This is a genomic window from Pseudomonas sp. JBR1, assembly GCF_028198185.1.
GTDB lineage: Bacteria > Pseudomonadota > Gammaproteobacteria > Pseudomonadales > Pseudomonadaceae > Chryseomonas > Chryseomonas oryzihabitans_E.
The window spans coordinates 2,100,791-2,117,228 of the sequence record NZ_CP116340.1; the positions used below are offsets into that span (position 1 = coordinate 2,100,791).

Here is a 16,438-nt window from a genome sequence, read left to right on the forward strand (position 1 = left end):
AGATGCACAACCAGCGTATCGCGTAGCCTGACAGTACGCCTGCAGCCCGCTTCGCGCCCAGCTTCGGCCAAGGTGACGATCGCAGGTGGAAGCCTCAAGGCCAACGGCCGATGCTCCAACCGAGCGACACCTGACACGAATCCCGCGACGACCCGGCTGCCTGAGCCTTTCGGCTGTCACGCCCGCACCATGCCTGGTTGATTCCTCCTCCTGTGGAGCTGCAACGGCAGTCGCTCAAGCGCCTGCAGGAGACGTAGTCGCGGCACGCCCCCGGGCCTGCTGCTGGACACGAAGACCGGATCTACACCGGTTTCGATACGACCCCGTGCACCCTTCTTTCGAATCCTGTTGCCACCCTGCGGGCCGAGAGCCTGGAACGTAGTGGTATTACATGAAGAGAATGCTCATCAACGCGACCCAGCCCGAGGAATTACGGGTTGCCCTGGTCGACGGTCAACGGCTGTTTGATCTGGACATCGAGTCCGGAGCCCGCGAACAGAAAAAGGCCAATATCTACAAAGGCCGCATTACCCGCATCGAACCCAGTCTGGAAGCCGCCTTTGTCGACTTCGGCGCTGATCGCCATGGCTTCCTTCCGCTGAAAGAGATCTCCCGGGAGTACTTCAAGAAGAACCCGGAAGGCCGCGTCAACATCAAGGAAGTGCTCTCCGAAGGCCAGGAAGTAGTCGTCCAGGTCGAAAAGGAAGAGCGTGGCAACAAGGGTGCCGCCCTAACCACCTTCATCAGCCTCGCCGGTCGCTACCTGGTACTGATGCCCAACAATCCCCGCGCCGGCGGCATCTCCCGTCGCATCGAGGGTGAAGAGCGCAACGAACTGCGCGAAGCCCTGAACGGCCTCAACGCCCCGGGCGACATGGGCCTGATCGTGCGCACCGCCGGCCTGGGCCGCAGCACCGAAGAACTGCAGTGGGACCTCGATTACCTGCTGCAACTCTGGTCCGCCATCACCGAAGCCTCGGGTGATCGCAAGGGCCCCTTCCTGATCTACCAGGAAAGCAACGTCATCATTCGCGCCATCCGCGACTACCTGCGTCAGGACATCGGTGAAGTCCTGGTCGACAGCGTCGAAGCCCAGGAAGAAGCCCTGAGCTTCATCCGCCAGGTGATGCCGCAGTACGCCAGCAAGATCAAGCTGTATCAGGACAGCGTCCCGCTGTTCAATCGTTTCCAGATCGAAAGCCAGATCGAGACCGCCTTCCAGCGCGAAGTGAAGCTGCCGTCGGGCGGCTCCATCGTCATCGACCCAACCGAGGCCCTGGTGTCCATCGACATCAACTCGGCGCGCGCCACCAAGGGTGGCGACATCGAGGAAACCGCACTACAGACCAACCTGGAAGCGGCTGAAGAAATCGCCCGCCAGCTGCGTCTGCGCGACATCGGCGGCCTGATCGTCATCGACTTCATCGACATGACCCCGGTCAAGAACCAGCGCGCCGTCGAGGATCGTGTTCGCGAAGCTCTGGAAGCCGACCGCGCCCGCGTGCAGATCGGTCGCATCTCCCGTTTCGGCCTGCTGGAAATGTCCCGCCAGCGCCTGCGCCCCTCGCTGCGCGAAACCAGCGGCATCGTCTGCCCGCGCTGCAACGGCCAAGGCATCATCCGCGACGTGGAATCGCTGTCGCTGGCTATCCTGCGCCTGATCGAAGAGGAGGCGCTCAAGGATCGCACCGCCGAGGTACGCGCCCATGTACCCATCCAGGTGGCGTCCTTCCTGCTCAATGAAAAGCGCAACAGCATCACCAAGATCGAGCTGCGTACCCGCGTGCGCATCATCATCCTGCCCGACGATCACATCGAGACCCCACACTTCGAGGTGCAGCGTCTGCGTGACGACAATCCCGAGCTGCTGAACAGCCAGTCCAGCTACGAGATGACCAACACCGAAGCCGAAGAGGTGTTGCCGGTCAGCTCCACTCGCACCCTGGTACGCCAGGAAGCGGCCGTGAAGGTCGCACCCGAGCGCGCCCCGGCACCCACCCCGGTCGCCGCCGAGGCCGTGGCGCCCGCCGCCCCTGCCGCCAAGGCCACCGCCGAACCCAATCTGTTCAAGGGCCTGGTCAAATCCCTGGTCAGCCTGTTCGCCGGCAAGACCGAAGAGCAACCGATGGTCGACAAGACCGCCGCCGCTCCGGAAGTCGCCAAGAGCAGCGACGAGCAGCGCCGTCAGGACGAGCGCCGCAACGGTCGCCAGCAGAATCGCCGTCGCGAAGGCCGTCGTGATGACGAGCGCAAACCACGCGAAGAGCGCCAGCCGCGCGCCGACCGTGGCGAACGCAGCGATCGTCCGGCCCGCGAAGAACGCAAGCCGCGTGAAGAGCGCCAGCCTCGCGAAGAGCGTCAGGCCCGCGAAGACCGCCCGGCTCGCGAGGAGCGTCAGCCGCGCGAAGAGCGCGCCAACCGCGAAGAACGTCAACCCCGTGAAGAGCGCCAGCCTCGCGAGGAGCGCCAACCGCGCGAAGAGCGTCAGCCCCGTGAGGAGCGCGCCAACCGCGAAGAGCGTCAGCCCCGTGAAGAGCGCCAACCCCGCGAGGAGCGCCAGCCACGCGAGGAGCGCCTGAGCACCGAAGAGCGTCCCGCTCGCGAGGAGCGTCAGCCCCGTGAGGAGCGTGCCAGTCGCGAAGAGCGTCAGCCTCGTGAAGAGCGCAAACCGCGTGAAGAGCGCCAGCCGCGCGAAGAGCGCAAGGCGCGCGAAGAACGCCAGGAAGCGGCCAGTGCCGAAGAGCTGAACGAAGAAGAAGTACTGGAAGGCAACGAGGAGCTGGAAGAAGGCGAAGAGCGTCCGCGTCGCCGTTCCCGCGGCCAGCGCCGTCGCAGTAACCGCCGTGAGCGTCAGCGTGATGCCAATGGCAACTTCATCGAAGACGAAGAGCAGAGCGCAGCAGCCACGGACACCAACGTCGCACCGGTTGCCGCTGCCTTGGGCACCGCCGTCGTGGTCAGCGAGAGCGTGACCGCCATCGCCACCCAGGAACAGGTACGCGAAACGCGCCAGCAAGAGCCGGCAGCTCCTGCCGACACCTCCGCTGCCGCCGAAGCGACGCAGGAAACCGCAGCGCAACAGCCTGCCGCCGACGCCCCTGCCCAGCCGGAGATCCTCACCCCCAACGTGAGCCAGCTGCAGGACGAACGCGCGCCGCATCAGGAAGTGGAAATCGCCGCACCAGCTGCCGAGCAGACCGCTCCGGTGACCGCCACCGCACCCACTCCTGCGGCATCTGCCGAAACCGAAGCTGCCGAATCGGCCGCCGGTCGCGCCTCCAACGATCCGCGTGAGCGCCGTCGTCGTGAGCGCCTGGCTCGCGAAGCTGAAGCCGCACGCGCCAAGCAGGCCGAGCAGGACGCTCAAGCCCCTGCACTGGGCGCCATTGCCGAAACCGAGGAAACCTTCGCCACGGCAGCGGTAGGCACCGTAGAGCCGCAACAGGCTCCCGAGGTTCAGCCCGCGCAAGTCGTCGAAGAGCTGCCTGCAGCTGAAGCCGAGTCCGCCCCGATCGTGGTGGAAGAACCCGTCGAGGTCGTGCCTAGCCCTGCCCAGGAGGAAGCGGCTACCGTCGCCCTGACCGGCGAGGACGACACCCCTGCAGAGGTCCCCAAGGCCGATGCGGTGAAAGAGGACGAAGCCACCCAGGCCGAACTCGACCGCAAGCTCAAGGAGTCTCGGGAAAATCATCCCGGCTGATCTCCGCCAGCCATGAAAAGGGGCGCCTAGGCGCCCCTTTTTTATGCCCCAGATTCGAGCGGGCACGAAGTACCGAGGGTGAGAAGTCGGCCCCATGCAGATGAGCCGGCGGATCGACGCAGGCCGATCCCTTATGCATCAGGGCCCTACCCCAGGGAGGGGCTGCCTGTTGGACTACGGTAATGGAGTTGCCTCAACCCAACCTACGATGCTTGGGAATCGACGTAGGTTGGCGCTCAGCATAGCGAAGCCCAACTTCAGCGAGGATGCACTGCTTGTTGGGCTTCGGCGATAGGGCTGCCTCAACCCAACCTACGGCACTCACCAGACCGACGTAGGTTGGTGCTGAGCACAGCGAAGCCCAACGCCTGGGGACGCGGCCTGAGTGTTGGGCTTCGGCGATAGAGCTGCCTCAACCCAACCTAAGGCACTCACCAGACCGACGTAGGTTGGTGCTGAGCGCAGCGAAGCTCAACGCCTGGAGACGCGGCCCGAACGTTGGGTTTCGGCGATAGAGCTGCCTCAACCCAACCTACGGCGCCCACCAAACCAACGCAGGTTGGCGCTGAGCGCAGCGAAGCCCAACGCCTGAGGACGCAGCCTGAATGTTGGGCTTCGGCAATAGAGCTGCCTCAACCCAACCTACGGCGCCTAAGCACAAAATCTCAGGCATAAAAAAACCCAGCCGCTTGGCTGGGTTTTTTCGAGCGAATCCCGAAGGATTAACGCTTGGAGTACTGCGGACGCTTACGCGCTTTGCGCAGACCGACTTTCTTACGCTCGACTTCACGGGCGTCACGAGTGACGTAACCGGCTTTGCGCAGGGAGCTGCGGTAGCCTTCGTCGTACTCGATCAGGGCGCGGGTGATGCCGTGACGGATGGCACCGGCCTGGCCGCTTACACCACCGCCAGCGACGGTAACGTAGACGTCGAACTTCTCCAGGGTCTCGGTCAGCTCGAGAGGCTGACGCACGACCATGCGCGCGGTTTCGCGGCCGAAGAAGGTGTCCAGAGCGCGATCGTTGATGGAGATCTTGCCAGTGCCCGGACGGAGGAAGACACGAGCGGTGGCAGTCTTACGACGGCCGGTACCGTAATTTTGAGTTGCCGACATGTTGTACTATCCCGATTAAAACTTGAGTTCTTGGGGCTGCTGAGCGGTGTGCGGATGGTTCGCACCCTTGTACACCTTGAGCTTGCGATACATGTCGCGGCCCAGCGGGTTCTTCGGCAGCATACCCTTGACGGCGGTCTCGATGACGCGCTCGGGAGCACGGGCGATCAGCTTTTCGAAGTTGATCGACTTGATGCCACCCGGGAAACCGGAGTGATGGTAGTACATCTTGTCGGTAGTCTTGGCACCGGTCACACGAACCTGCTCGGCGTTGATGACGACGATGTAGTCGCCGGTGTCAACGTGAGGGGTGTATTCGGGCTTGTGCTTGCCACGCAGGCGAGTGGCGATTTCAGTAGCCAGACGACCCAGAGTCTGGCCAGCAGCGTCGACGACGTACCAGTCGCGCTTAACGGTTTCCGGTTTTGCGGTGAAAGTTTTCATTCTCTATGGCCTCAGAGGCCGCCCTGGTAAAAAGACGGCAAATTCTACACAACAGTGCAACCCCGGACAAGTCAGGGGCAGCCGGAAACAGACGCTCTTCGGGGGCTCGGGTCGGCGTCCGCTACGGCGATCTCGGCAGGCTTAGGCATCCCCCGCCAAGAAAGCTGCGGCATGATACCCGCTCACGATAAAAAAGCAAGCAGAAATCAGAAGGAAAACAGCGCCTGGGTAGCCGCCGAGCCCTGACGCCGTGAGGCCAGGTGGTCCGCCAGTCGTGTGGGTTCCGGCAGGCGATGGCGCCTGACGCAGGCCATGACCAGTGCCGGTGCGGTGGCCAGGCTGACCCGATGCCCAGGGGAGACGATCAGCGGCTTGACCCTGTCCTTGCTGCGCAATACCGAGCCTATCGTCGAACCATCTCGATCCAGCAGCTCGACCTGGCTGCCGCGGGTCTCGGCGAGTTCGGCGTGATGACCGGTAAGGATCTTCTTGGCCACACCGATCGTCGGCAGACCGGTGACCACGCCCAGATGAGCGGCGATGCCCAGCCGGCGCGGGTGGGCGATGCCGTGGCCGTCGCAGAACACCAACTCGGGGGTCTCGGGCAGTTCCGCCAGCGCCTGGAGCAGTGCGGGGAGCTCCCGAAAGGACAGCAGGCCCGGCACATAGGGCATCACGGTGGGGATGCGGGCGACGGCATGGGCCAGGGGCTGCAGGGTCTCGGCATCCAGCAGGACAGCCACCGCGCGGGTGATCTCGCCACCCTCCTCGAAGCCCACGTCGACGCCGGCATAACGCCGCGGCGAGCCGAAGTCGTCATGCAACAGGACCTGCTTGGCCAGTTGCTTTTGCAGGATGCGCGCCTGGGTAGGCGAGCCATCCCAATCGGCGAAGGGATCAGAATTCACACGTACCTCCCGAAAGCTGGATCAAAGGATTGATCCTTCAACCCAGCCAGGGTTCAGGGCTTGTGCGGTCGAGCGAGGTACTCGTGAGACTGCATTTCCAGCAGACGGCTGAGGGTGCGCTGGAATTCGAACTCCAGGCGACCACCGGAATAGAGGTCCTTGAGTTCGACTTCAGCGGACAGGATCAACTTGACCTGGCGGTCGTAGAATTCGTCGACCAGGTTGATGAAGCGCCGTGCCATGTCGTCCTTGAGCGCATCCATCTGCTCGACGTTGCTGACCAGCACCGTCTGGAATATCTTGCCCAGCTCGATGTAGTCGTTCTGGCTGCGCGGACCGTCGCAGAGGGCGCGGAAGTCGAACCAGGCGACGTCTTCGCAGGTGCGGCGGGCGCGGATCTCGCGATTCTCGATCATCAGCGGCACATCTTCGCAGAGGTCATTGCACTCGACGGTGAGCGAACGGAAGCTCTTGGCCATCGCGGCCTCGACCTCGTCGCTCAGCGGATAGTGAAAGAGCTGCGCCTGCTCCAGGGCGCGCAGGCGATAGTCCACGCCGCTGTCGACGTTGACGATCTCGGTGTGCTCCTTGAGCAACGCGATGGCTGGCAGGAAGCGCGCGCGCTGCAGGCCGTCCTTGTAGAGACCGTCAGGCACGATGTTCGAGGTGGCGACCAGACTTACGCCGTTCTTGAACAGCTCTTCGAGCAGGGTCGCCAGGATCATGGCGTCGGTGATGTCGGAGACGAAGAATTCGTCGAAACAGATCACCCGGGCTTCGTCGGCGAAGCGCCGAGCGATGATGGTCAGGGGATTCTTCTCGCCCTTGAGGGTGCGCAGCTCTTCATGCACGCGCTTCATGAAGCGGTGGAAGTGGGTGCGCATCTTCTGCTTGAACGGCAGGGCGTCGTAGAAGGTATCGACCAGATAGGTCTTGCCACGCCCTACCCCACCCCAGAAATACAGCCCCTTGACCGGCGTAACCGTCTTGCGCCCGAGCAGCTTGCCGAACAGGCCGCCCTTGGACGCGGGCTCGGCGAGCAATTCGTCATAGAGGCGCTGCAGATGGCGAACGGCCTCTTCCTGGGCAGCATCGTAGAAAAACTCCGGGCGCTTGAGGTCGGCCTGGTAACGCTCGAGGGGGGTCATGGCGGCTTCTGGTCGGGTGGGAAAAAAGGGTGGTCACTGTAATGGCGGTCCCTGGCGTTGACAACGCCGGGGACCGCGGGTGCCCTTTAGGCTTCGGCCAATTGCGCCAGGGCGGCGCGGGTGCGCTCGACAAGGGCGTCACGGGCGGCGGGGGAATCGCTGGCGACGCCTTCGGCCACTACCTGATCGTCCAGCAGCAGCTGGAAGCCATTGCCGTCCCCCACCACGACACTGGCCGGCACACTGACCAGCTGCTTGCTGGTGATGCCGGCAGTCTTGGCCTCGGCGAAGGGGATCGACAGCGCCAGTTCGGTGCCGTCGGCGTCGAGCAGGCGGAAGCGGAAGCTCTCCCCTTCACGGAAGCTGACGAAGCGAGCGGTCTTGCTGGCCTTCTTCTTGGTGCCACCCGTGGCGACCTGGGTCTTGAGCGAGCGCAAGCCCACGGCTTCACGCAGTTCGCCAAGGAAGGGCGTGGCATAGCGGCGGGCCTTGGCGGCACCGGCCAGCAGGATGTCTTCCAGGTCGTCGGGACGGGCGATCAGCGCGGCATAGCGCTCGCGGGCTTCGCCCAGCTCGGCATCCAGCACCTCGAACAGCCGGCCCTTGGCTTCGCCCCAGGCCAGGCCGCCTTGCAGGGCCTCGCGGAAGGCCGCGCTCTGCTCGGCAGTGGCGAAGGCCTGGTAAAGCGTGAAGAGGTGGGCGCTGTCGGGATCCTTGGGCTCACCGGGCAGGCGCGAGTCGGTGACGATGCGGGCGATGGCGTCCTTGAGCTGCTTGGCGCTGCCGAACAACGGGATGGTGTTGTCGTAGCTCTTGGACATCTTGCGACCGTCGAGGCCGGGCAAGGTGGACACGCTTTCCTCGATGACCGCCTCGGGCAGGGCGAAGTAGTCACGGCCATTGCCGAACAGGTGGTTGAAGCGCTGGCCGATGTCGCGGGCCATTTCCACGTGCTGGATCTGGTCACGACCGACCGGCACGCGCCGGGCGTTGAACATCAGGATGTCCGCCGCCATCAGCACCGGGTAGCTGTAGAGCCCCATGGTCACCCCGGCATCGGGATCCTCGCCCTGCTCCAGGTTGCGATCGACCGCGGCCTTGTAGGCATGGGCGCGGTTGAGCAGGCCCTTGCCGGCGACGCAGGTGAGCAGCCAGGTCAGCTCGGGAATCTCGGGAATGTCGGACTGGCGATAGAAAGTCACCCGCTCCGGATCCAGGCCGCTGGCCAGCCAGGTGGCAGCGATCTCCAGACGCGAACGCTGGATGCGCGCCGGGTCATCGCACTTGATCAGGGCGTGGTAGTCGGCGAGGAAATAGAAGGAATCGGCATCGGCGGCCAGGCTGGCGCGGATGGCAGGGCGGATGGCACCGGCGTAGTTGCCCAGGTGCGGGGTACCGGTGGTGGTGATGCCAGTGAGGATGCGAGTGGTCATGGAGGGGCTGGGAATCCGAGAGACTAGGGCTTATCTGAAGAGGTCAGGCCTGCAAACGCGGCAGGACCAGGTCCTTGAGCTCGACGAGCTTGCCATGGAAGAAATGGCTGCACTCGGCGACGCGGAGCAATTCGTGGGGCAGTTCGAGCGCGGCGGACCAGGCATAGACGCGCGCCGGAGTCACCACCTCGTCGGCTTCGGGCTGGATGACGGTGAGGCGCGCCCGGGTGGGCAGGCGGCCATCGACCGAAAAGCGCTCCACGGGCGGCGCCAGCATGAACAGCTTGGCCACCGCCACACCCTCGCCTTCCAGGCGACCACCCAGGCAGGCGGCGACACAGGAACCGAAGGAGAAGCCGCAGAGGGTCAGCGGCAGGTCGGGATGACGTTCGCGCAACCAGGCCACGGCGGCCGCGGCATCGTCGATCTCGCCTTCGCCGCCGGCATGCACGCCGGTACTGGCGCCAACGCCGCGAAAGTTGAATCTCAGGGTAGCCTGGCCAGCGTCCCGGGCGATGCGCTGCAGGGTGGCGACCACCTTGTTCTGCATGGCGCCGCCGTGGAGCGGATGGGGATGACAGAGCAGGACCGCACCGGTGGGGGTATCCGGGGCCTGGTACAGCGCTTCCAGAGTGCCCGCGGGGCCCTCCAGGAGCAGGGATTGTTCACGGGCTGACACGCTTGACTCCGTGCCCTCGGACGAACAGTGGTCATCCAAGGAGTTGATTTTGATAGGGTCGATCCTGCGCGATGCCTGAGTGCGGGGTATGATGACGCCCAGCGAATGGCAGATGACGCAACCCAGTGTACAGGCTCGCCGGTCTGCCGTTACCGTAAAGCAAAGCCGCTCATAGAGGAAGTTTCGTGGAACAGTCGCTCACTACCTGGTTGTTGCCCCTGGTCGCGCTGCTGATCGGGGTCGGGATAGGTTTTCTGCTGGCACGCCTGGTGCCGGGTGCCGCGCCGAGCCGGGTGCAGCGCCAGCTGGATGACCTGCAGAAGAAGTTCGACGACTACCAGCACGAGGTCACCAGCCACTTCAGCACCACCGCCGGCCTGGTCCGCAAGCTGACCCAGACCTACCAGGACATGCAGTCGCACCTGTCCGAAGGCGCCGAGCGCCTGGCCCAGGACGAGCTGACCCGTCAGCACCTGCTGGCGTCGCTGCACAGCGCCGAGCAACGCTATCCCTCCAGCCGCGAGCGCATCGACGGCCCGACCGAAGCGCCTCGGGACTATGCCCCCAAGGGTGACGGCACCCCCGGCACCCTCGATGAGACCTACGGCGTGAAAAGCCGCGGTTGATCGCCAAGGCCGGGGACTCCCCCGGCCTTTTGCTTTTCCGGCTCCCGCCCTCTTCGCCCGGGGCGTGACACCCGGCCCTTTTCCGGCCCGTCATGGCATAATCTGCGGTTGCAGTCTTTCGCAGGAGAACGCCATGCCCGTAGCGGCCGATGGCCTGAGCCTCTACGGCATCAAGGCCTGTGACACCATGAAGAAGGCCCGCCTATGGCTCGACGAGCACGGCCAGGCCTATCGCTTCCATGACTACAAGCAGAGCGGCATCGACCGCGAGCGGCTGGCGGCCTGGTGCGCGGAGCATGGCTGGGACAAGGTGCTCAATCGCGCCGGTACCACCTTCCGCAAGCTCGACGACGCCCAGAAGGCCGACCTCGATACCGTCAAGGCCATCGACCTGATGCTGGCGCAACCCTCGATGATCAAGCGACCCGTGCTCGATCTCGGCGACCGTACCCTGCTGGGCTTCAAGCCTGAGCTCTATGCCGCGGCCCTGACCTGAGCCCTGCGGCAACCGCCCCCACTACCGCACATCTCGCACCGACCGGATCGGTGCCTTTGCAAAGGAACAGTCACATGTCGAATGCCCTCTTCAGTATCGCCTTCGGTGTCGGCACCCAGAATCGCCAGGACGCCTGGCTGGAAGTCTTCTATGCCCAGCCCCTGCTGAATCCGCCAGCAGCGCTGGTGGAGGCGGTCGCGCCCCTGCTCGGCTACGAGGGTGGCAACCAGGCCATCGCCTTCGCCCCGGCCCAGGCGCGCGGCCTGGCCGAGGCCCTCAAGGGCATCGATGCGGTGCAGTCGGCCCTGCTGACCCGCCTAGCCGAAAGCACCAAGCCGCTGGTGGCCACCCTGCTGGCCGAAGACGCCGCGCCTGCTTCCACGCCAGAGGCCTACCTGAAGCTGCATTTGCTGTCGCATCGCCTGGTGAAGCCCCATGGCCTCAACCTGACCGGCATCTTCGCCCTGCTGCCCAACGTGGCCTGGACCAACCAGGGCGCCGTGGACCTGGTCGAGCTGCCGGCCGAGCAGCTGGAAGCCCGCCTGCGCGGCAAGCTGCTGGAAGTCTTCTCGGTGGACAAATTCCCCAAGATGACCGACTACGTGGTACCGGCCGGGGTGCGCATCGCCGATACCGCGCGCGTACGCCTGGGCGCCTACGTGGGTGAAGGCACTACGGTGATGCACGAAGGCTTCGTCAACTTCAATGCCGGTACCGCCGGCCCGGGCATGATCGAAGGCCGCGTTTCCGCGGGTGTCTTTGTCGGCAAGGGGTCGGATCTGGGTGGTGGCTGCTCCACCATGGGCACCCTGTCGGGCGGCGGCAACATCATCATCAGCGTTGGCGAAGGCTGCCTGATCGGCGCCAATGCCGGCATCGGCATTCCGCTGGGCGATCGCTGCACCGTGGAATCGGGTCTCTATGTGACCGCCGGCACCAAGGTGGCGGTACTGGACGACCAGAACCAGCTGGTGCGGGTGGTCAAGGCACGCGAGCTGGCCGGTCAGAGCGACCTGCTGCTACGCCGCAACTCGGAAACCGGCGCGGTCGAATGCAAGACCAACAAGACCGCCATCGAACTCAACGAAGCGCTGCACGCGCACAACTGAGTCCATAACCGGGCAGCCCGCCGCGCGCGGGCTACCCCGGAGCTGTCGCCATGTCGCTACCCTCCCCCTGGAGAGCCGAATTTCCGGCTTTCACCGCTTTCGCCGCCGACGGCATCACCTACCTCGACAGCGCCGCCACGGCCCAGAAGCCCCAGGTGGTGCTGGACGCCCTGCTGGCCAGCTACAGCCTGGGCGCGGCCAATGTGCACCGGGCCCAGCACTGGGCGGCCGAGCGCGCCACCGCGGCCTACGAAGGCGCCCGGGGGCGGATCGCCGCCTGGCTGGGCGCTGCCTCGCCGCAGGAGGTAGTGCTGACCCGAGGGGCGACCGAGGCGCTCAATCTATTGGCCTACGGCCTGGAAGACAGCTTCGCCGCAGGTGATGAGATCCTCATCAGCGCCCTGGAGCACCACGCCAACCTGCTGCCCTGGCAGCAGCTGGCCCGGCGCAAGGGGCTGCAGCTCAGGCTGATCCCCCTGACGCCGAGCGGTCATCTGGATCTGGAGGCCGCCAGGGCGCTGCTGGGACCCAGAACCCGGCTGGTCGCGGTCAGCCAGTTGTCCAATGTGCTGGGAACCTGGCAGCCGCTGGTGGAGCTCGCTGCCCTCGTACGAGCACTCTCACCGGCTTGGCTGGTGGTGGACGGCGCCCAGGGCGCCGTCCATGGCCGCCACCGTCCGGGTGACTTCGATGCCGACTTCTATGTCTTTTCCGGCCACAAGCTCTATGCCCCCGAGGCCATCGGCGTGCTCTGGGGCAAGGCCGACTGCCTTGCGCAGCTCAAGCCCTGGCAATTCGGTGGCGAGATGGTGCAGCACACCAGCTTCACTGAGGCCCGGTTTCACACCGCCCCCATGGGCTTCGAGGCGGGTACGCCGCCCATAGGCGCGGCCATCGCCCTGGGCGCGGCGGTCGACTGGCTGCAGGGACAGGATGAAAGTCTCATCCGCGGCCACGAGCAGGCGCTGAGTCTGAAGCTGTTGGCTGGCCTTGCCGCCCGTGACGGCATCCGCATCCTGGGCGAGCCCCAGATCGCCCTGGCCTGCTTCCAGGTCCAAGGCGTGGATGTTGGCGACCTTTCCCACCTGCTGGGGGAGCAAGGCATCGCGGTGCGCGCCGGTCAGCACTGCGCCATGCCGCTGTTCCAGACCCTGAATGCACCCGGCGCACTGCGGGTATCCCTGGGCCTGTACAACGATGCCGACGACCTGCAGCGTTTCTTTACCGCGCTGGACAACGCCCTGGAGCTCTTGCGATGAATCTGCTTCCCGATGCGGCGGAAGCCCGCCGTGCCTTTGTCATCGCCAAGGGCTGGGAAGCGCGCTCGCGCCTCCTGCTGCAATGGGCCGAGCGCCTGCCGGCGGTACTGGAAGACCGCGACGAGGATCTGGTGCAGGGCTGCGAAAGCCGGGTGCGCCTGACCCATGAAGCCCAGGGCGAGCGGCACTTCTTTCGCGCCAGCAGCGAATCCCGGGTACTCAAGGGCTTGCTCGCCGTGGTGCTGGTGCGCGCCAACGGTCTCACCCGCGAGGAGCTGGGCCGCCTCGACATCCATGGCTGGCTGGGTGAACTCGGCCTGGAGCGACAACTGTCGCAGTCGCGCAGCAATGGTTTGAACGCGGTGCTGACGCGGATGCGCGAACTGGCCGCCTAACCCTCGCCAGGTACCGAATTGCGCCGCGCCCGGAAGAACTCGGTCAGCACCTGGCCACAGGCCTCGGCCAGCACCCCACCCTCCACCAGCACCCGGTGGTTGAGAAAATCCTGCTCGAAGAAGCGACCGCGGCTCTGCGCCATGCCGGCCCTGGGTTCGCTGGCACCAAAGACCAGGCGCTGGATACGGCTGTGGACGATCAGGCCGGCGCACATGCCGCAGGGTTCCAGGGTGACATAGAGGGTGGCTCCCGGCAGACGATAGTTGGCCTGACGAGCAGCGGCGTCACGGATGGCCTGCATCTCCGCATGAGCGCTGGGGTCGTGAGCGCCTATGGGGCGATTGAAGCCACGACCTATGATCTCGCCGTCGAGGACTACCACTGCCCCCACCGGGACCTCGCCTTGCGCCGCTCCCTGCTGCGCCAGCGCGAGGGCTTCCCGCATGAAGAGGTCATCCTGACTGCGGTCGATGATGGGCAAGGGGCGAAAGCGGGCCATGACGGGACTCTGGTAAAAGGCATCATGATACCGCTGCCAGCGGAGCCGGTCAGGCCGTCGATGATGCAGGCGCGATCACCCATTAGAAAGTGATCGCACCAATGGTTATCGAACAATACAGATGAAATAATGAGGTGAAATGACGTCTGGCAAGATGTGATCTATATCACATAGACGGCTATTAACCGACCTGACGCTAACAGGTGCGTCGGCACAAGGTCCTATTCAAGAGTTCATTTGAGACAGTCGCATGATTGCTGCACCTTCCGGTCAGTCGCTGCAAAGCTGCGAAAGCGAGCCGATCCGCATTCCAGGCGCTATCCAGGCGCACGGTTGTCTCCTCGCGTTCGACGAAAGAGAACAGCTGATCAAGCACATCAGTCGCAACCTGACCGACCTGCTGGGCAAAGCGGAAAGCGAATTGTTGACTCAGCCTCTGGCGCAGACCCTGCCGCCCGAGCTGTTCGAACAGGTGCAGCACGCCCTGACCCTGGAGCATCTGGAAGAGGTCAACCCGCTGGCCTGGACGCGCCCGACCCGCGACATGGATGTGATCCTGCATCGCAGCCATGGCCTGGTCTTCATGGAGTTCGAGCCGGACGACCATGGTGGCGTCGAACCGGCCGGCCTGGCCCGCGCCCTGGCGCGCCTGCAGCAGGCGCGTACCTTGCCGGAACTGTGCGAAGGCGCCGTGCGTGAAGTGCGGGCCTTGACCGGCTTCGACCGGGTGGTGGTCTATCGCTTCGACGACGGTGGCGATGGTCAGGTGGTGGCCGAGAGCCGCGTCGAGGACATCGACAGCTATCTGGGCATGCACTTCCCCGCTGCCGACATTCCCGCTCAGGCACGCGCCCTCTATCACGAGAACTGGATTCGCAACATTCCAGACGCCAATTACGAGGCGGTGCCGCTGATACCGGCCTTCCTGCATGGCACCACCAAGGATCCCATCGACCTGACCCATGCCGTGCTGCGCAGCGTATCGCCCATCCATTGCCAGTACGTGCGCAATCAGGGCCTGCGCGCGTCCATGAGCGTATCACTGATCAGCGATGACAAGCTCTGGGGCCTGATCAGCTGTGGCCACCGCGATCCCCTGTACCTTCCCTATCGCACGCGCATGGCCTGCCGCTCGGTAGGGGTGCTGGTCTCGCTGATGATCCGTGCGCTGGAGAATCGTCAGGTCCAGCGCGAGATCGACGCCCGTGAAGCGCAATTGGCCGCGCTGATCCAGGGCATGTGCGACAGCAAGGGCGAGGTGCTCAGCGGTCTCTGCGAACGGGCGACGGATCTGCTGGAACTGGTGGATGCCACCGGTGCCGCGGTCCTGGTGGAGGAAGAACTCTGCACCCTGGGTGAATGCCCGAGTGCGGAAGACATCCGCATGCTCGCGGCCTGGGTCACGGCGGAAATGGATGCCTCGGGCATCTATGCGACCCGCTGCCTGACCGACGAACTGCCGGACGCACGGCGCTACAGTGACCGGGCCAGTGGTGTGCTGGCGCTGTCACTGCCCAAGCCGGTGCGTAATCTGGTGCTCTGGTTCCGCCCCGAGATCGTGACCACCGTAGTCTGGAGCGGTAATCCTGCCAAGCTGGAACCCACGACGTCCGCCTCGGGCTCAGGCCTCAACTATCCCCATCCACGGCGCTCCTTCGATGCCTGGAAGGAACTGGTACGGCTGCGCTCCGAGCGCTGGCGGCCTTCCGATCTGTTCGCCGCCAAGGATTTGCGCCGCTCGGCGGTCGAGCTGGATCTGGCGCGTCAGGTGGAGCGTGAACGCCAGGCGGTGCGGCTGCGCGACGAGATCGTCGCGGCCGTCTCCCATGACCTGCGCAGCCCCATTACCATCATCCTGATGAAGGTGGGAATGATCCACCGCATGCTGGAAAAGCTGGCGCTGGGCGATGATCGTCTGCCCAGTTCGCTGGAGGTGATCGAGACGGCCGCCAATCGCATGAACGCCCTGATCAACGATCTGCTGGACCTGTCGAAGATCGAATCGGATCGACTCGCCCTGGACCTGAAACCCGCGCGTCTGGCAGACGTCTGCGCTCAGCCCATCCTGCTGTCGCGTCCGCTGGCGGAGATCAAGAACATCAGCCTGGAGTATGCAGTCGACCCGGATCTCCAGGTGCTGGTGGAGGCCGAGCGCATTTTCCAGGTACTGATGAATCTGCTGGGCAATGCCATCAAGTTCACCGCGCCGGGTGGCCTGGTGCAGCTCAGCATGCAGCGCATCGGCACCCTGGCCGAGATCAGCGTGACCGACAATGGCCGCGGCATGAATCAGGCGCAGCAGGCGCGGGTCTTCGAGCGGTTCTGGCACGTTCAGGAAGACAATCCCACCGGCCACGGCCTGGGCCTGTACATCGCCAAGGGCATCGTCGAGGCCCATGGGGGCGAACTGAGCGTCGTCAGTGCCCTGGGCGAGGGCAGCACCTTCAGGTTCACCCTGCCCGTCGCGCCCTAGCGAGGCAGGACACAGAAAGGGAAAGCCCCGGTGGCCGACAGCGACGTTGAAACCACCGGGGGAGCCAAGGCTCGCTGTAATGGACGTCAGCGAAACGCCTTGAATTCCCACCTTTCGTCGGCATCGAAGGTCATTTTCTTCAATACGGCAGGC

Annotated in this window: 14 protein-coding genes; 7 read left to right on the plus strand and 7 right to left on the minus strand. The window is 64.7% G+C overall.

Features of this window, described 5'->3' with window-relative positions; genetic code table 11:
- Window positions 1-391: 391 nt before the first annotated feature.
- Window positions 392-3,700 carry a ribonuclease E gene (rne, locus tag PJ259_RS09790; protein WP_271655617.1) on the plus strand — a complete coding sequence of 1,103 codons (3,309 nt, stop codon included), beginning with the start codon at window positions 392-394 and terminating at the stop codon, window positions 3,698-3,700.
- Between the two features lie 722 nt (window positions 3,701-4,422).
- On the opposite strand, the gene rpsI is transcribed toward rne, so the two are convergent.
- The 6 genes from rpsI to PJ259_RS09820 all read right to left on the minus strand — a co-directional run bounded on the left by rpsI (window position 4,423) and on the right by PJ259_RS09820 (window position 9,427).
- Window positions 4,423-4,815 carry a 30S ribosomal protein S9 gene (rpsI, locus tag PJ259_RS09795; RefSeq protein WP_007160608.1) on the minus strand — a complete coding sequence of 131 codons (393 nt, stop codon included), beginning with the start codon at window positions 4,813-4,815 and terminating at the stop codon, window positions 4,423-4,425.
- Between the two features lie 15 nt (window positions 4,816-4,830).
- Entirely contained in the window at window positions 4,831-5,259 is a 429-nt protein-coding gene (gene rplM, locus PJ259_RS09800) for a 50S ribosomal protein L13 (protein WP_007160609.1), read from the minus strand.
- 206 nt (window positions 5,260-5,465) lie between these two features.
- Entirely contained in the window at window positions 5,466-6,167 is a 702-nt protein-coding gene (gene nfi / locus PJ259_RS09805) for a deoxyribonuclease V (RefSeq protein WP_059315741.1), read from the minus strand.
- Window positions 6,168-6,220: 53 nt separating this feature from the next.
- A complete protein-coding gene (gene zapE / locus PJ259_RS09810) occupies window positions 6,221-7,315 on the minus strand; it encodes a cell division protein ZapE (RefSeq protein ID WP_007160611.1) in 1,095 nt (364 codons plus the stop codon).
- A gap of 86 nt (window positions 7,316-7,401) precedes the next feature.
- A complete protein-coding gene (locus tag PJ259_RS09815) occupies window positions 7,402-8,748 on the minus strand; it encodes a tryptophan--tRNA ligase (RefSeq protein ID WP_271655618.1) in 1,347 nt (448 codons plus the stop codon).
- Window positions 8,749-8,791: 43 nt separating this feature from the next.
- Window positions 8,792-9,427: an alpha/beta hydrolase gene (locus PJ259_RS09820; protein ID WP_271655619.1), complete on the minus strand. Its 636-nt coding sequence runs from the start codon at window positions 9,425-9,427 to the stop codon at window positions 8,792-8,794.
- A gap of 185 nt (window positions 9,428-9,612) precedes the next feature.
- Here PJ259_RS09820 and PJ259_RS09825 point away from each other — a divergent pair, with 185 nt between their 5' ends.
- From PJ259_RS09825 to PJ259_RS09845, 5 genes are all read left to right on the plus strand, one after another.
- Entirely contained in the window at window positions 9,613-10,053 is a 441-nt protein-coding gene (locus PJ259_RS09825) for a YhcB family protein (protein WP_007160614.1), read from the plus strand.
- 133 nt (window positions 10,054-10,186) lie between these two features.
- Window positions 10,187-10,549, plus strand: a complete 363-nt coding sequence (locus tag PJ259_RS09830; protein WP_271655620.1) for an ArsC family reductase — start codon at window positions 10,187-10,189, stop codon at window positions 10,547-10,549.
- 74 nt (window positions 10,550-10,623) lie between these two features.
- Window positions 10,624-11,658, plus strand: coding sequence for a 2,3,4,5-tetrahydropyridine-2,6-dicarboxylate N-succinyltransferase (gene dapD / locus PJ259_RS09835; protein ID WP_059315746.1), 1,035 nt, complete (start codon window positions 10,624-10,626; stop codon window positions 11,656-11,658).
- A 50-nt stretch (window positions 11,659-11,708) separates the two neighbouring features.
- Complete coding sequence (locus PJ259_RS09840; RefSeq protein ID WP_271655621.1) at window positions 11,709-12,917, plus strand: aminotransferase class V-fold PLP-dependent enzyme; 1,209 nt, start codon at window positions 11,709-11,711, stop codon at window positions 12,915-12,917.
- Window positions 12,914-13,312, plus strand: coding sequence for a SufE family protein (locus tag PJ259_RS09845; protein ID WP_059315748.1), 399 nt, complete (start codon window positions 12,914-12,916; stop codon window positions 13,310-13,312). The genes PJ259_RS09840 and PJ259_RS09845 overlap by 4 nt, the downstream gene beginning before the upstream one ends.
- Here the strand turns inward: PJ259_RS09845 and tadA are convergent.
- Complete coding sequence (tadA, locus tag PJ259_RS09850) at window positions 13,309-13,812, minus strand: tRNA adenosine(34) deaminase TadA (RefSeq protein ID WP_059315749.1); 504 nt, start codon at window positions 13,810-13,812, stop codon at window positions 13,309-13,311. The genes PJ259_RS09845 and tadA overlap by 4 nt on opposite strands.
- Before the next feature lie 250 nt (window positions 13,813-14,062).
- Between tadA and PJ259_RS09855 the strand changes: the two genes are divergently transcribed.
- The gene (locus tag PJ259_RS09855) at window positions 14,063-16,285 is read left to right on the plus strand and encodes an ATP-binding protein (RefSeq protein WP_271655622.1); all 2,223 of its coding nucleotides are present in this window, start codon (window positions 14,063-14,065) and stop codon (window positions 16,283-16,285) included.
- Window positions 16,286-16,438: the final 153 nt, after the last annotated feature.

Excerpts from the sequence above, each read along its gene's own strand:
- PJ259_RS09815 (WP_271655618.1), bottom strand. The coding sequence starts at position 8,748 with ATGACCACTCGCATCCTCACTGGCATCACCACCACCGGTACCCCGCAC.
- PJ259_RS09845 (WP_059315748.1), top strand. The coding sequence starts at position 12,914 with ATGAATCTGCTTCCCGATGCGGCGGAAGCCCGCCGTGCCTTTGTCATC.
- rpsI (WP_007160608.1), bottom strand. The coding sequence starts at position 4,815 with ATGTCGGCAACTCAAAATTACGGTACCGGCCGTCGTAAGACTGCCACC.
- tadA (WP_059315749.1), bottom strand. The coding sequence starts at position 13,812 with ATGGCCCGCTTTCGCCCCTTGCCCATCATCGACCGCAGTCAGGATGAC.
- PJ259_RS09855 (WP_271655622.1), top strand. The coding sequence starts at position 14,063 with ATGATTGCTGCACCTTCCGGTCAGTCGCTGCAAAGCTGCGAAAGCGAG.
- rplM (WP_007160609.1), bottom strand. The coding sequence starts at position 5,259 with ATGAAAACTTTCACCGCAAAACCGGAAACCGTTAAGCGCGACTGGTAC.
- dapD (WP_059315746.1), top strand. The coding sequence starts at position 10,624 with ATGTCGAATGCCCTCTTCAGTATCGCCTTCGGTGTCGGCACCCAGAAT.
- rne (WP_271655617.1), top strand. The coding sequence starts at position 392 with ATGAAGAGAATGCTCATCAACGCGACCCAGCCCGAGGAATTACGGGTT.
- PJ259_RS09830 (WP_271655620.1), top strand. The coding sequence starts at position 10,187 with ATGCCCGTAGCGGCCGATGGCCTGAGCCTCTACGGCATCAAGGCCTGT.
- zapE (WP_007160611.1), bottom strand. The coding sequence starts at position 7,315 with ATGACCCCCCTCGAGCGTTACCAGGCCGACCTCAAGCGCCCGGAGTTT.
- PJ259_RS09840 (WP_271655621.1), top strand. The coding sequence starts at position 11,709 with ATGTCGCTACCCTCCCCCTGGAGAGCCGAATTTCCGGCTTTCACCGCT.